16 protein-coding genes are annotated in these 13701 nt (G+C 37.7%); 14 read left to right on the forward strand and 2 right to left on the reverse strand.

What is annotated here, in order from left to right; translation table 11 throughout:
• Positions 1-9 precede the first annotated feature (9 nt).
• Together F5ESL0263_RS03390 and F5ESL0263_RS03395 are read right to left on the reverse strand one after the other, a co-directional pair.
• Positions 10-837 carry a PRD domain-containing protein gene (locus F5ESL0263_RS03390; RefSeq protein WP_122034869.1) on the reverse strand — a complete coding sequence of 276 codons (828 nt, stop codon included), beginning with the start codon at positions 835-837 and terminating at the stop codon, positions 10-12.
• Positions 838-1044: 207 nt separating this feature from the next.
• Positions 1045-2397, reverse strand: a complete 1353-nt coding sequence (locus F5ESL0263_RS03395) for a Mur ligase family protein (RefSeq protein WP_122034871.1) — start codon at positions 2395-2397, stop codon at positions 1045-1047.
• Between the two features lie 147 nt (positions 2398-2544).
• On the opposite strand from F5ESL0263_RS03395, the gene F5ESL0263_RS03400 reads away from it, so the two are divergent.
• From F5ESL0263_RS03400 to F5ESL0263_RS03465, 14 genes are all read left to right on the forward strand, one after another.
• On the forward strand, positions 2545-3144 hold the full coding sequence (locus F5ESL0263_RS03400; RefSeq protein WP_109715384.1) for a thymidine kinase: 600 nt from the start codon (positions 2545-2547) through the stop codon (positions 3142-3144).
• Positions 3145-3161: 17 nt separating this feature from the next.
• Positions 3162-4250, forward strand: a complete 1089-nt coding sequence (gene prfA / locus F5ESL0263_RS03405; protein WP_122034873.1) for a peptide chain release factor 1 — start codon at positions 3162-3164, stop codon at positions 4248-4250.
• Positions 4243-5091 carry a peptide chain release factor N(5)-glutamine methyltransferase gene (gene prmC, locus F5ESL0263_RS03410; RefSeq protein WP_122034875.1) on the forward strand — a complete coding sequence of 283 codons (849 nt, stop codon included), beginning with the start codon at positions 4243-4245 and terminating at the stop codon, positions 5089-5091. Before prfA ends, prmC begins: the two co-directional genes overlap by 8 nt.
• Entirely contained in the window at positions 5091-6095 is a 1005-nt protein-coding gene (locus tag F5ESL0263_RS03415; RefSeq protein ID WP_122034877.1) for an L-threonylcarbamoyladenylate synthase, read from the forward strand. Before prmC ends, F5ESL0263_RS03415 begins: the two co-directional genes overlap by 1 nt.
• Positions 6096-6179: 84 nt before the next feature.
• Positions 6180-6809, forward strand: a complete 630-nt coding sequence (gene upp / locus F5ESL0263_RS03420) for a uracil phosphoribosyltransferase (RefSeq protein WP_046306643.1) — start codon at positions 6180-6182, stop codon at positions 6807-6809.
• Between the two features lie 118 nt (positions 6810-6927).
• Positions 6928-7641 (forward strand): F0F1 ATP synthase subunit A, encoded by a 714-nt coding sequence (gene atpB / locus F5ESL0263_RS03425; RefSeq protein ID WP_122034879.1) that lies wholly within the window; start codon positions 6928-6930, stop codon positions 7639-7641.
• Between the two features lie 18 nt (positions 7642-7659).
• Positions 7660-7884, forward strand: coding sequence for a F0F1 ATP synthase subunit C (gene atpE / locus F5ESL0263_RS03430; RefSeq protein WP_046306646.1), 225 nt, complete (start codon positions 7660-7662; stop codon positions 7882-7884).
• Positions 7885-7925: 41 nt separating this feature from the next.
• Positions 7926-8438, forward strand: a complete 513-nt coding sequence (gene atpF / locus F5ESL0263_RS03435; RefSeq protein ID WP_046306647.1) for a F0F1 ATP synthase subunit B — start codon at positions 7926-7928, stop codon at positions 8436-8438.
• Entirely contained in the window at positions 8438-8986 is a 549-nt protein-coding gene (gene atpH / locus F5ESL0263_RS03440; protein WP_074425481.1) for an ATP synthase F1 subunit delta, read from the forward strand. Before atpF ends, atpH begins: the two co-directional genes overlap by 1 nt.
• Before the next feature lie 14 nt (positions 8987-9000).
• Positions 9001-10512, forward strand: coding sequence for a F0F1 ATP synthase subunit alpha (gene atpA / locus F5ESL0263_RS03445; RefSeq protein WP_122034881.1), 1512 nt, complete (start codon positions 9001-9003; stop codon positions 10510-10512).
• Positions 10513-10522: 10 nt separating this feature from the next.
• Positions 10523-11485: a F0F1 ATP synthase subunit gamma gene (locus tag F5ESL0263_RS03450; protein WP_122034883.1), complete on the forward strand. Its 963-nt coding sequence runs from the start codon at positions 10523-10525 to the stop codon at positions 11483-11485.
• 24 nt (positions 11486-11509) lie between these two features.
• Positions 11510-12949, forward strand: a complete 1440-nt coding sequence (gene atpD, locus F5ESL0263_RS03455; RefSeq protein ID WP_109715392.1) for a F0F1 ATP synthase subunit beta — start codon at positions 11510-11512, stop codon at positions 12947-12949.
• A gap of 11 nt (positions 12950-12960) precedes the next feature.
• Entirely contained in the window at positions 12961-13398 is a 438-nt protein-coding gene (locus F5ESL0263_RS03460; protein ID WP_046306658.1) for a F0F1 ATP synthase subunit epsilon, read from the forward strand.
• A gap of 71 nt (positions 13399-13469) precedes the next feature.
• Positions 13470-13700: a DUF1146 family protein gene (locus F5ESL0263_RS03465; protein ID WP_046306660.1), complete on the forward strand. Its 231-nt coding sequence runs from the start codon at positions 13470-13472 to the stop codon at positions 13698-13700.
• Position 13701 lies beyond the last annotated feature (1 nt).

Genomic DNA, 13701 nt, shown 5'->3' on the forward strand with positions numbered 1-13701 from the left:
CTTTTCCTTTCAATACATGGTCACACGGTGAATATGAATAATTAAATAAGCAAGCTCTTCCTTAGTAATAGGCTTACTATAAATAATTTCAATTGTTTGCTTAAGCTTCATGGCAATTTTACTAGCCTCAGGATAAAGATTCATCACTTGTTCTAGTAATTCTGGATCATTTGAAAGCATCTGATCACTGATATATCTTTCAGCAAAAAACTTAATATGAGTAACGAAGCGCTCATAATTTAAACCTTCCGTTGCGAGGTTACCGTGGCAAAGAACACGCAGTGTTTGCAAGATATTATCAATTAGACGAGAAACTTCAAGCACATTGCTGCTTTCCTGATTACTGGAAGCATTAATAATGTGAAAAGCAATGTTAGCAGCTTCTTCTTGAGGTAACTTTACGCCTAAATTGTCTTCGATAATATCAAGTGCATGTAATCCTACTTTGAACTCAGGCTGATAATAAGTTTTCATTTCCAGATATATACGGTTGCCTAACGATAAGTTATTCTGCAAACGTTGAATTGCAAAATATAAATGGTCAGACAAAGCATAATAAATACTTGCATCGAGCTTTTCGTGCAGACTTCGCTCTGCATATTCAACTATTTCAGTTGTTGTTTCAATAATCTTGGCTGGAATTTTTTGTAGTGACTGAACGAGCTCGTTTTGTTTGTTATCATCAACCGGAATATACTTCCGACTAATTTTTTCTTCAGGCACTTCGCTACCAACTTTAGCGTGGTAGCCAATCCCTTTACCAAAAGCAATATATTCATTTCCATCGTGATCAATAATTACAACATTAACATTTAGTATCTTTTTAATTTTATTCATTCTTGTACCCATCAAAAAATGCAGACAGGACGACAAAAATAACTAATACTTAAAAAAGCAAAATGTTAGTTATCAATGTAGTCTTGCCTGCATTACCAGTAACATGCGCTATCATTAACTCTTTTAAAGTTAACAAAAAATTTATCTTTTTGCAAGCGCTATCTTTAAAAACTTTACAAAAATAGTTTTAGCTGTTAATTATGTCAATTACATGCCAGCTTTAATTATCTTTTTCTCTGCCATTGTCTTGCGGAGTGAAAGAAGGGCAGTGTAGGTAGATAAAATGTAAACCTTTTTAGTTGGAAGCTTGGCAATTTCTTCAATTACTGCTTCGTTATCCGGACAGGTAGTCGTTTGTTCTGGTGAAAAGCCAGCAACTTCTAAGCGAAATCCCATGTCATGCCAACGCTGTCCACCAACTAGAATTTGTTTAATTTGCTCGTGATTTAAATCTTCAAACTGACCATCCCAAATCCATGAAGTATCAATTCCATCAGCATGATTAGCATTAAGTAGGGCAACTAGAGAATAGTCATCCTTTTCGGTGTTAAGCATATGTAAAACTTCGTCTAGACCAACTGGATTTTTAACCAAAATGAGATCAATGTCCTTATCAGCGTATTGAATTAACTCTTGGCGACCAAAAACGCGTTTGTTTTTGGCAAAGGCACTAGCAATTTCTTCATCGTCAAGATCAAAATGACGTGCGACAGAATAGGCTGCTAAGGCATTGTAAATGTTATATGTTCCACCAATATTGATGTGATAATCTTTGGTTCCCATTCGAAAGCTGAGGTGGTTCGGATCCTGAGCGATAATCTTGCTGACTGAATAAGTTAACTCCGGACGGCGATAGCCACAGTTGGGGCAGAAAAAGTCGCCTAAGTTAGCATAAATTCGGTCATGGTAGTGTAATATATGGTCGCATTCAGGGCAAAGGACACCATCAGTATTAACCGGAGCTTTAACATCATTTTGTGAATGGTCACTTGGAAGTTTGAAGCCGTAAAAAATTTTTGGATTTGGCAGATCAACTGATGAAAAAATACTAGCATCACCGTTAGCAATGACGGTTGCATCAGGAGCTAACTTAATACCTTCAATAATTTTATTATAGGTAGTATAAATTTCGCCGTAGCGATCCATTTGATCACGAAAGATATTAGTTAAAACAAAAACACTCGGCTTAACTAGTTTAGTAACCATTTTGACATTGGCTTCATCAACTTCTAAAACAGCAATGGGTCGCTTAGCTTTGCTCTTTTTATTAGCTAAAAAAGCAGTAACAATTCCTTGTTGCATGTTAGAACCAGACGGATTGGTCAAAACCTCACCGTATTTTTCTCGTAAGGCTTCAACTATCAATGCAGTGGTCATAGTTTTACCATTTGTCCCGGTTACAATAACTGTTTCGTAATTTTGAGCAAGTGTGTTCAAAATATCTGGATCAAGTTTCATTGCAATTTTTCCTGGGAAGCTAGTTCCACCTTTTAGTACATTGTGAAGAAACCAGTAACTTGATTTTCCGGCAAATTTGGCAACATCAGATTTTAGATTCATGTTTATCCCTCGCTTTAAAATCTGTAACAACTATAGCATAGCACGCAAACGAAAACGAGTTTTTAACTACTATTTTAACTGCACTTATTTTGATTTTCATCTATACTAGATAAAGTCAGGTGGATATAATTATACAAAGGAGCAAAAATGGCACAATTATTTTTTCACTACGGCACAATGAGTAGTGGCAAAACGCTTGAAATTCTGAAAGACGCACATAACTATGAGGCTCAGGGTCGAAAAATTGTGCTGATGACAAGTGGCGTAGATAATCGGAGTGGGGTAGGAACTGTTGCTTCCCGAATAGGTCTTCATCGCAAGGCTATTCCAATTGAGCATGACATGGATATTTTTGCTTATATCGAAAAAATCAATGATCAGGAAAAAAAGCTTGGTGATGGTCCAATTGCGTGCGTTTTTGTTGATGAAGCACAGTTTTTGGAACGGCACCATGTTTTTGAGTGTGCTAGAATTGTTGACGAATTAGGCATTCCAGTAATGGCTTTTGGATTAAAAAATGATTTTCAGAATAACCTATTTGAAGGGTCAAAAAATCTGTTGATTGTTGCTGATAAAATCAACGAAATAAAAACCATTTGCCACTATTGTGGACGTAAGGCTACAATGAACTTGCGTATTCACGAAGGGAAACCAGTTTATGAAGGTGAGCAGGTCCAAATTGGTGGTGATGAAAGTTACTATCCGGTTTGTCGCTTTCATTATTTTCACCCAAATGAACAAAGATAGAGAGGGACTGATAAAATATGGATAAAATTATGGCACAGCTTGAAGGACTTGTGGCTCATTATGATGAATTGCAAGAAATGATGGCCGATCCAGAGGTTATCAACGATACCAAACGGTATATGGAAATTTCCAAAGAAGCATCTGACTTACATGATGTTGTAGAAAAATATCAAAAATACAAAGCAGATAAAAAAGAAATAGCAGACAATAAAGAAATTATTTCAAGCGAAAGCGACTCTGATTTAGTTGAAATGGCTAAAGAAGAAAATAGTAGCCTAGAGCAGGAAATAGTTGATTTGGAAGACGAAATCAAAATTTTAATGCTTCCTAAAGATCCTAATGATGATAAAGATATCATTATGGAAATCAGAGGTGCAGCTGGTGGTGACGAAGCCTCACTTTTTGCTGGTGACTTACTCAGAATGTATGAAAAATATGCTGAACGACAAAATTGGCAAGTCTCCATTGTTGATAGTGAACCTACTGAAGTTGGTGGCTATAAGCGTGTTGCAATCATGATTACAGGTGACAAAGTTTACTCTAAATTAAAGTATGAAAATGGTGCTCACCGTGTACAACGTATCCCTGTAACTGAATCTCAAGGGCGAGTACATACTTCAACTGCAACTGTTGCTGTAATGCCAGAATATGAGCAAGTTGATTTTGAGCTTGATCCAAAGGACATCAGAGTTGATGTTTACCGTTCTAGTGGTGCAGGTGGTCAGCACATTAACAAGACCTCTAGTGCTGTTAGAATGACTCACTTACCTACTGGAATTGTGGTGGCAATGCAGGATCAACGTAGTCAGCAACAAAACCGTGAAAAAGCAATGCAAATTTTAACCTCACGTGTTTATGATTACTATGAAAGTGAAAATCGTGATCAATATGACGAAAAGAGGAAAAATGCGGTTGGTACGGGGGATCGTTCTGAAAGAATTAGAACCTATAACTATCCGCAAAACCGTGTAACTGACCACCGAATTGGTTTAACACTCAACAAGTTAGATCGAATTATGAATGGTGAGTTGGACGAAGTCATTGATGCATTGATTTTATATAACCAAACTAAGCAATTAGAGGAGTTGGCTGATCAAAATGGCTAAAATTGCTACTTTGAAGGACTTAAGTATTTGGGCAACCGAAACGGCTGCTGATCAGCGTCAAGAAGACGTTGATTTTCTTTTAGCTGAAAGACTTGGACTAAGTCCAAGCGAATTTGAGTTAAAACAAGAAATGGCGCTAACCGACGCTCAAATTAAGCAAGCCCAAAAAGATGTCAAAAAACTTGCTAAAGGAATTTCACCTCAATACATTTTGGGTTATTCCTGGTTTTATGGTTACAAGATATTAGTTGAACAAGGTGTTTTAATTCCGCGATTTGAAACTGAAGAACTAGTTGCTTGGACGGTTGAAGAATTAAAGAGCGGTGAAACAGTACTTGATTTAGGTACTGGTTCAGGCTGTATTACTGTTGCTTTAGCAAAAGAAGCAGCTAAAAAAGGAATTACGGATTTAAATTTGTTTGCTTCTGATGTGACAGATGCTGCTTTAAGAACAGCGGAAGAAAACTTTTTAGTCTATGATTTAGACGTCACTGTGCGCAAAGCTAACGTTTTAATTGGATTAGAAAAGTTTGATAAGATAATTTCTAATCCACCATATATCAAAGAATCTGAAAAAGATGTGATGGATCAGAATGTTTTACAAAATGAACCTAAAGAAGCATTATTTGGTGGTGAAAGTGGTATTGCATTTTATCAAAAATTTGCCAAGCAGGTACGTGAACATTTGAATCCAGGTGGAGAATTCTTCTTAGAATTTGGCTTTAGTGAGAAACAGCAATTACAAGAACTATTTGCTAAAGAATTACCTGATTTTACAATTGAATTTAAGGATGATATGGCAAGTAAACCACGAATGGTATTTGGGAAGTGGAATAAGTAATGGAAACGAAAATTTTTCAGCAAGACCAAATTGACGAAGCCGTTAAACTTTTAGGAGCTGGTGAATTAGTGGCATTTCCAACCGAAACAGTTTATGGCCTTGGCGCTATCGCAACTAATGAAAAAGCTGTGAAAAGTGTTTATGCCGCTAAGGGAAGACCTAGTGATAATCCGTTAATTGTAACTGTTTCAGATGAAGCAATGGTTTCGGATTATGCAAAAGAAATTCCTGAACGTGCGCAAAAATTAATGAAGCATTTTTGGCCGGGTCCGCTGACTATTTTGCTTTTTGTTAAACCTAATGCTTTGCCAAAAGCTGTTACTGGTGGGTTAGATACTGTAGCTTTTCGTTGCCCAGATGATAAGTTGACACACGATTTGATTTCTAAACTGGGCTATCCAATAGTTGGGCCTTCTGCGAATACTTCTACTAAACCAAGCCCAACCACTGCACAGCACGTTTATCATGATTTAAATGGTAAAATTGCGGGCATAATCGATGGTGGACCAACAAGAGTAGGTTTGGAATCAACTATTATTGATTTGTCCGTCGAAACGCCGGTTGTCTTACGACCTGGTGAAATTACACCACAAGAGCTAAGCGAAGTACTTGGTGAAAAGGTCTTGATTAACAGTGGACAAGTGAAAGATCAAGATGTACCAAAGGCTCCGGGGATGAAGTATCGTCATTATGCTCCAAGTGAACCAGTAATAATTGTTGATGACACGAGTGATTTTGCAAAAATTGAGTTTAATGAGCATACTGGCGTAGCAGCCTTAGATTCTGTTTTAGTTGGGTTGAATGTATCAGAGCAAAATAAGTATAGTTTGGGTAAAAATCTGGTAGATGCCGATCATAACTTATTTGGTGCATTGCGCTATTTTGATGATAAGCGGTCAATTGATCAAATTTATGTTCAAGGTTTTAGTGGCAGCGAGGCCACCTTGGCATATATGAATCGTTTAAATAAAGCTGCGGCTGAGAACCATTTTCATGTAAAGTAAAAAAATAAAGCAAAGGGCTTTAAACCCTCTGCTTTTTTGATTAAAATAAGCGAGAAAGTATATTTGTTTTATAGGAGGAAAAGAATGGGTAAATTTACAGTGTTAGATCATCCGTTGATTCAACACAAATTAACAATCATTAGACGTAAGGAGACAAGCTCCAATGAGTTTCGTCAAATTGTTGGTGAGATTGGCGGATTGATGACATATGAAATTACTAGGGATTTACCATTAAAGGATGTTGAAATTGAAACACCAATGGGCAAAACAACGCAAAAGGAAATAGCTGGTAAAAAGATGACGATTGTTCCTATTTTGCGTGCAGGTATTGGTATGCTCAATGGTGTGATGGAAATGATTCCTTCAGCTAAAGTTGGTGTCATTGGGATGTACCGTGATGAAGAAACATTAGAACCACACGAATACTTCTGCAAGATGCCTAAGGATGTAGCAGATCGTGAGTGTTTAGTAGTTGACCCAATGCTTGCCACTGGTGGCTCAGCTAATATGGCTATTGGCGCCTTGAAAAAACGTGGTGTTAAGGACATTAAACTTGCAGTTTTAGTTGCTGCACCTGAAGGCGTAAAAGCTATTCAGGAAGAAAATCCTGATGTAGACATTTATGCCGCAGCAGAAGATGAGAAGTTATTACCAAATGGCTACATCACCCCAGGTCTTGGTGATGCCGGTGACCGCTTGTTTGGCACTAAATAGCGATATTTTTACAAATAGTATACGGAATTCGCTTACAATTTTTCACAAAAGGTTTGTTTGGTGTTAATATTGTAGGAGTGTTCGATAAACTGGGCACAAGAAGGGAGGTCACGAAGTAATGGAGAAATCATTTGTTTTTAAATTTTTGGGTTTAAACTTTGATCTCGCTGGGATGATTGGCTCAACTTTAATGGCTGCAGTGGTTTTATTCGTCTGCATTTGGCTCTCGCGCAAAGTTGAATTGAGACCGAACAAGAAGCAAAATGTGATTGAATACTTATTGGATTTCACTGATGGCATTGTTAAAGATAATGTCAGTGATCCTGATGCACGTAAGCATCTATCACTTTATGCTTTTGTTTTGTTCCTATTTATCTTTTGCATGAATCAATTGGGACTCTTCTTAGAAGTCAAAGTTGGTGACAATATGTTTGTTAAGTCACCAACAGCTGATCCAGTAACGACGATGTCGTTTGCAATGATGACCTTGCTTCTATCATTCACATTTGGAATGCAAAAATTTGGCGTAGGTGGCTATTGGCGCAATTATGCAGAGCCAGTTAGCTTTTTGTTCCCAATCAATATGATTGAGGAAATAACTAACTTTTTGACTTTGTCTTTACGTTTATACGGCAATATTTATGCTGGGGAAGTTCTATTGACATTGATTGGAAATAGTTTAGCTCCTAGCTTTGGTATTACAACCATGGTTTTGGCTGCCCCACTTGCGATGATTTGGCAAGGTTTCTCTGTCTTCATTGGCTCTATCCAGGCATATGTTTTCGTAACCTTATCAATGGTTTATATTGGTAAGAAAGTTACAAAAGAATAATTTTTCGGAGGTTTAAATATGTCACAAGCATTTAAATATATTTCTGCAGCGTTAGCCGCTGGTATTGCTGCTTTAGCTGCTTCTTGGGGTAACGGTAAAGTTATTACTAAGACTGTCGAAAGTATGGCTCGTCAACCTGAAAGTGCAGGTAACTTGAGATCAACAATGTTCATCGGTGTTGGTTTGATTGAAGCCGTTCCAATTTTGGCAATTGTTGTTGCTTTTCTGATTCTCTTCCTTTAATTTTTAAAAGTAATTAAGTTGAAAAGAGAGAAGGGCAGTAAATGACATTTCAAACTTTATTTGCAGCCTCATCAGGTCATATTTACATTGGTAATACCATTTGGTATTTGATTGTTTTTGCAATTTTGCTTGTCTTGGTTAAGCACTATGCTTGGGGACCAGTTTCCGAAATGATGGAAAAAAGACGGCAAAAAGTAATTAGCGATTTAGATTCAGCTGCAGACAACCGCAAAAAAGCCGAAGTTTTGGCTAATGAACGTGAAGCTGCCTTGAAAAATTCAAGACAAGAAGCAACACAAATTCTCTCTGATGCAAAAGCTAATGCGCAGAAGACAAGTAGTCAAATCGTAGCTGAAGCTAACGATGACGCTGCTTCGATTCATGAAAAGGCAAAAGCAGATGCTGCACAAGCCAAAGCAGATGCATTAGATGAAGCACGTGCGCAGGTAGCTGACATATCAGTTACAATTGCTGAAAAGGTAATTGCTAAAAACTTATCTGCTGATGATCAAAAAGATTTGGTTGATCAGTTTATTAAGGGGCTGAATAAATAATGGCCTTAAGTAGAGAAGAAATTGTTGCACGTTATGGAACTGCGCTATTTAATTATGCGCAAGATATGAACGCTTTGGATACTGTTAAAGAAGAATTATGTGAATTAAGAAAAGCCGTTTGTACAAATCCACAGATCCTTAGTGTTTTTAGTGATCCAATTTTAAACAGTGATGAAAAGAAAAAATCGTTGTCAGCAATTGAACAGGGCTTCAGTACAGAAGTTCAAACTTTTTTAAATTTGCTGCTAGATTATAATCATTTTCTTGAACTTGTTGATATTATCGATTTCTTTAATAAATTGTATAATGACAGCAAAAAAATAATGGTTGGAACTGCAATAACTGCGGTTAAACTCGATGAAGATCAATTAAGTGCTCTAGGAGATAGTTATGCCAAAAAATTTGGTTTAGCCAGTGTTACCCTAGAAAACAAAGTAGATCCAGAGATAATCGGCGGTGTAATTCTAAAAGTTGGCGATTGCGTTATCGACGGTTCAGTAAAGAACAAACTGAAAAAGATTCGTGCGCAGTTAATTAGTAAAAATTAAAAGAGGTGAAACCATTGAGCATTAAAGCAGAAGAAATTAGCTCTTTAATCAAGCAACAGCTTGAACACTATGATGACAAACTCGACATTAATGAGGTTGGGGTTGTAACTTACATAGGTGATGGTATCGCCCGGGCTCACGGATTGGACAATGTTCTATCTAATGAATTGTTGGAATTTGACAACGGTTCGTATGGTATTGCTCAAAACCTTGAGTCAAATGATGTTGGTATCATTATCTTGGGTAACTTTGATGATATTCGCGAAGGTGACCAAGTAAAAAGAACCGGTGAAATCATGCGTGTGCCAGTTGGCGAAGAACTGATTGGTCGTGTAGTTAATCCTCTGGGTCAGCCAGTTGACGGACTTGGTGAAATTAAAACCACTAAGACTCGTCCAATTGAAGATGCTGCACCTGGAGTTATGCAACGACAATCAGTTAATCAACCACTTCAAACTGGTATCAAAGCAATCGATGCATTGGTTCCAATTGGTCGAGGTCAGCGTGAATTAATCATTGGTGACCGTAAAACTGGTAAAACAAGCTTGGCTGTTGACACTATTTTGAATCAAAAAGGACAAGATGTAATTTGTATTTACGTCTTTATTGGTCAAAAGGAGTCAACTGTTAGAACGCAAGTAGAAACTTTGAAACGCTTTGGCGCAATGGATTATACAATTGTTGTCGAAGCTGGACCAAGTGAACCGGCCCCAATGCTTTATATAGCACCATATGCTGGTACGGCAATGGGTGAAGAATTTATGTACAACGGTAAGGATGTTTTAGTCATTTTTGATGACCTATCCAAACAAGCCGTTGCTTATCGTGAACTCTCTTTGCTCCTTCGTCGTCCGCCTGGTCGTGAAGCTTATCCTGGTGACGTTTTCTACCTGCATTCCCGTCTGTTGGAGCGTAGTGCGAAGTTGAGTGATGAACTTGGTGGAGGTTCAATGACTGCCATTCCGTTTATCCAAACTGAAGCGGGAGATATTTCAGCGTATATTCCAACCAACGTAATTTCAATTACGGATGGTCAGATTTTCTTGCAAAGTGATTTGTTCTTTGCAGGAACTCGTCCAGCTATTGACGCTGGTAATTCTGTTTCCCGTGTTGGTGGTAGCGCTCAGATAAAAGCAATGAAAAAAGTTGCCGGTACGTTACGTACTGATTTGGCAGCTTATCATGAATTAGAGAGTTTCGCTCAATTTGGCAGTGATTTGGATCAGGCAACCCAGGCTAAATTAAACCGTGGTCGTAGAGTTGTTGAAGTTTTAAAACAACCATTACATGACCCAATTCCAGTTGAAAAGCAAGTTGTCTTACTATACTCACTAACTCATGGCTATTTGGATTCTGTTCCTGTTGAAGATATCAGCCGATTTGAAAAAGAATTGTATGATAACTTTGATAGTCAACATTCAGATTTATTGGATCACATCCGTGAGACAGGTGAACTGCCGGATGAAAGTGAGTTAAAGACTGCAATTTCTAAATTTGCAGATAGTTTTTCACCAAGTAATAAATAGGAGGTAGCTTATGCCTGCATCTTTACTTGAGTTGAAGAAGAAAATTGCTTCAGTTAAGCAAACTGGTAAAATCACAGAAGCAATGAGAATGGTTTCTGCGTCAAAACTAAATCAAACAGAAAAAAGAGATGAAGGATATACGGTTTATAATGACCATGTTCGACAAACTCTTTCGCGTTTGATGAGTGCACAAGTGGTTAGTCACTTGCACAAAGAAAATGTTGCAATTGATGAAGACAGCATCAGTAAGATTGATTATGAAAGTGTTTTTGGCTTAGGTGTCATTTCAGACATGGTTCAAGCTCGTAAAGAAGTAAAGTCTACTGGTTATCTTGTAATTACGGGTGATCGAGGACTTGTTGGATCATATAATAGTGCCGTCATTAAAAATATGATGGGCTTAGCTGAAGATGCGAAAGCAGAAAATAAAGACATTAAAATTCTTGCTGTTGGCTCAGTTGGAGCTGAATTTTTTAAGAAAAACAACTTGAATGTTGTTTATGAAAATGCTGCAATTTCCGATGTGCCAACTTTTGACGAAGTTTTACCAATTGTTTCAACTGCAATCAAAATGTACTTAAACGGAGTTTATGATGAGCTATACGTTTGTTATACGCACCACATAAACTCTTTATCATCAGCATTTCGTGTTGAAAAAATGCTTCCTATTGTTGATATTGATATCGGCCTTAAAGAAGCAAAGGAACACCGAGATCTAGAATATGATATTGAGCCAGACATTAATACCGTGTTGACTACACTAATTCCTCAATATGCCCGTTCAACTATTTATGGGGCAATTTTGGATGCTAAAACTGCAGAACATGCTAGTTCAATGACAGCAATGCAGAGTGCAACCGACAACGTAAATGACTTGGTTTCAAGTTTAACTACAAAATTAAACCGTGCAAGACAAGCTGAGATCACTACTGAAATTACTGAAATTGTCAGTGGTGCAAATGCTTTGAAATAATTAAGAGAAAAGGAGGTAGATGTTTTGAGTGAAGGTGAAGTTGTTCAAGTAATCGGCCCTGTAGTCGATGTGAAATTTCCACTTGACAAAAACCTACCTGATATTAACAATGCTTTGCGCGTCGTTAAGTCGGATGATGAATCAATTGTTCTTGAAGTTACACTTGAACTCGGTGATGGTGTATTAAGAACAATCGCGATGGAATCTACCAACGGACTCCGGCGCGGAATGAAGGTCCAAGATACTGGAGGTCCTATTTCAGTACCTGTTGGTTCCGATACCTTAGGACGTGTTTTTAACGTTTTAGGTGAACCAATCGATAATGGTCCAAAATTTGATAAGGATCATCCTCGTAACAGTATCCATCGAAATGCACCAAAGTATGATGAATTAACTACCAGCCAAGAAATTCTGGAAACAGGGATTAAGGTTATTGATTTACTTGAACCTTATGTTCGTGGTGGTAAAGTTGGTTTGTTTGGTGGTGCCGGAGTTGGTAAGACTACTATTATCCAAGAGTTAATTCACAATATTGCTCAAGAGCATGGTGGTATTTCGGTCTTTACTGGTGTTGGTGAAAGAACACGTGAAGGTAATGACCTTTACTTTGAAATGAAGGCATCTGGTGTTTTAAGCAAAACAGCGATGGTCTTTGGTCAAATGAACGAGCCGCCTGGTGCCAGAATGCGTGTAGCTTTAACTGGTTTAACCCTAGCTGAGTACTTTAGAGATGTTGAAGGTCAAGACGTTTTGCTCTTTATCGACAACATTTTCCGGTTTACTCAAGCTGGTTCTGAGGTTTCTGCTCTGTTAGGAAGAATGCCTAGTGCCGTTGGTTATCAACCAACATTGGCAACTGAAATGGGTCAATTGCAGGAAAGAATTACTTCAACTAAGAAGGGTTCAATTACTTCAATTCAAGCCGTTTATGTTCCTGCCGATGACTATACCGATCCAGCCCCAGCTACAACTTTTGCTCACCTTGATGCTACAACCAACTTGGAACGTAGCTTAGTTGAGCAGGGTATTTATCCAGCCGTTGATCCACTGGAATCAACTTCTAGTGCGTTGGATCCTGAAGTAGTTGGTCAAGAACATTACGAAGTTGCTACACGTGTACAGCACATTTTGCAACGCTACCACGAATTACAAGACATTATCTCAGTGTTAGGTATGGATGAATTATCTGATGAAGAGAAGGTAATTGTTAGTCGTGCTCGTAAAATTCAGTTCTTCTTATCCCAAAACTTCTTTGTTGCTGAACAATTTACTGGTGTACCTGGTTCATATGTTCCAATCAAAGAGACAATTAAGGGCTTTAAGATGATTTTGGATGGTCATTTAGACGATTTGCCAGAAGATGCTTTCCGTAGCGTGGGTCCTATCGAAGATGTTTTGAAAAAAGCTCAAGATATGGGTGTAACCGCCAGTGATCCTGAAGCAAAAGCATTATTAGAAAAGTAGGGTGATGTCAAATGGCAGATCCAGAAAAACTTTTCATGGTAAATGTTGTAACACCTGATGGCGTAGTTTTTTCTCATCATTGTAGTATTGTTGAGATGCGTGCAATCGATGGACAACGCTCAATCATGTATAATCACTTGCCTATTTTAACTCCACTTTCAATTGGTGAAATTAGGGTTAAAAGAAGTCGTGAGATGAATGAAGTTGTTAATCACATAGCAGTAAGCGGTGGCTACTTTGAGTTTTCTGATAATGTAGCAACGATTATTGCTGATAGTGCGGAACGTTCAAATAAAATTGATGTGTCTCGTGCTGAAGCAGCTCGAAAGCGTGCTCAAGATGCTTTGAAGGAAGCAAAAGCAACGCATGATCAAAGATCGCTCGAAAGAGCACAAGTTGCATTGAGAAGGGCTGTCAACCGGATTAGTGTTTACAATTCAGGTAAATAGTATTAAAGTTTAACGGATACACAAAAGTGTGTATCCGTTTTTTATTTGACTAAAGAAAAGTGGGAAATTAAATGTTTCAACTTGGTGTTCATGCTCTGATCAGTATTATTATTTACCTGATAACAATAGGGCTATCATTTCAAATTATGAAGAGTGTTAGAATCGAAAAAATTATTAGAACTAATAAGGTTTTTGAAGCGCAATTGCTACTGATTTTTGCGGCAATTGCGTTAGGCTTTTTAGTGGGTAATTTTTTCATTACGCTGATAGATACTTCTTTACAATTAAGTAATTTCTTTTAAG

The sequence above is a fragment of the Lactobacillus sp. ESL0263 genome, assembly GCF_003692845.1.
Lineage (GTDB): Bacteria > Bacillota > Bacilli > Lactobacillales > Lactobacillaceae > Lactobacillus > Lactobacillus apis.

Coding starts and splice junctions, on each gene's coding strand:
- F5ESL0263_RS03390 (WP_122034869.1), bottom strand. CDS start 837: ATGAATAAAATTAAAAAGATACTAAATGTTAATGTTGTAATTATTGAT.
- F5ESL0263_RS03395 (WP_122034871.1), bottom strand. CDS start 2,397: ATGAATCTAAAATCTGATGTTGCCAAATTTGCCGGAAAATCAAGTTAC.
- F5ESL0263_RS03400 (WP_109715384.1), top strand. CDS start 2,545: ATGGCACAATTATTTTTTCACTACGGCACAATGAGTAGTGGCAAAACG.
- prfA (WP_122034873.1), top strand. CDS start 3,162: ATGGATAAAATTATGGCACAGCTTGAAGGACTTGTGGCTCATTATGAT.
- prmC (WP_122034875.1), top strand. CDS start 4,243: ATGGCTAAAATTGCTACTTTGAAGGACTTAAGTATTTGGGCAACCGAA.
- F5ESL0263_RS03415 (WP_122034877.1), top strand. CDS start 5,091: ATGGAAACGAAAATTTTTCAGCAAGACCAAATTGACGAAGCCGTTAAA.
- upp (WP_046306643.1), top strand. CDS start 6,180: ATGGGTAAATTTACAGTGTTAGATCATCCGTTGATTCAACACAAATTA.
- atpB (WP_122034879.1), top strand. CDS start 6,928: ATGGAGAAATCATTTGTTTTTAAATTTTTGGGTTTAAACTTTGATCTC.
- atpE (WP_046306646.1), top strand. CDS start 7,660: ATGTCACAAGCATTTAAATATATTTCTGCAGCGTTAGCCGCTGGTATT.
- atpF (WP_046306647.1), top strand. CDS start 7,926: ATGACATTTCAAACTTTATTTGCAGCCTCATCAGGTCATATTTACATT.
- atpH (WP_074425481.1), top strand. CDS start 8,438: ATGGCCTTAAGTAGAGAAGAAATTGTTGCACGTTATGGAACTGCGCTA.
- F5ESL0263_RS03450 (WP_122034883.1), top strand. CDS start 10,523: ATGCCTGCATCTTTACTTGAGTTGAAGAAGAAAATTGCTTCAGTTAAG.
- F5ESL0263_RS03460 (WP_046306658.1), top strand. CDS start 12,961: ATGGCAGATCCAGAAAAACTTTTCATGGTAAATGTTGTAACACCTGAT.
- F5ESL0263_RS03465 (WP_046306660.1), top strand. CDS start 13,470: ATGTTTCAACTTGGTGTTCATGCTCTGATCAGTATTATTATTTACCTG.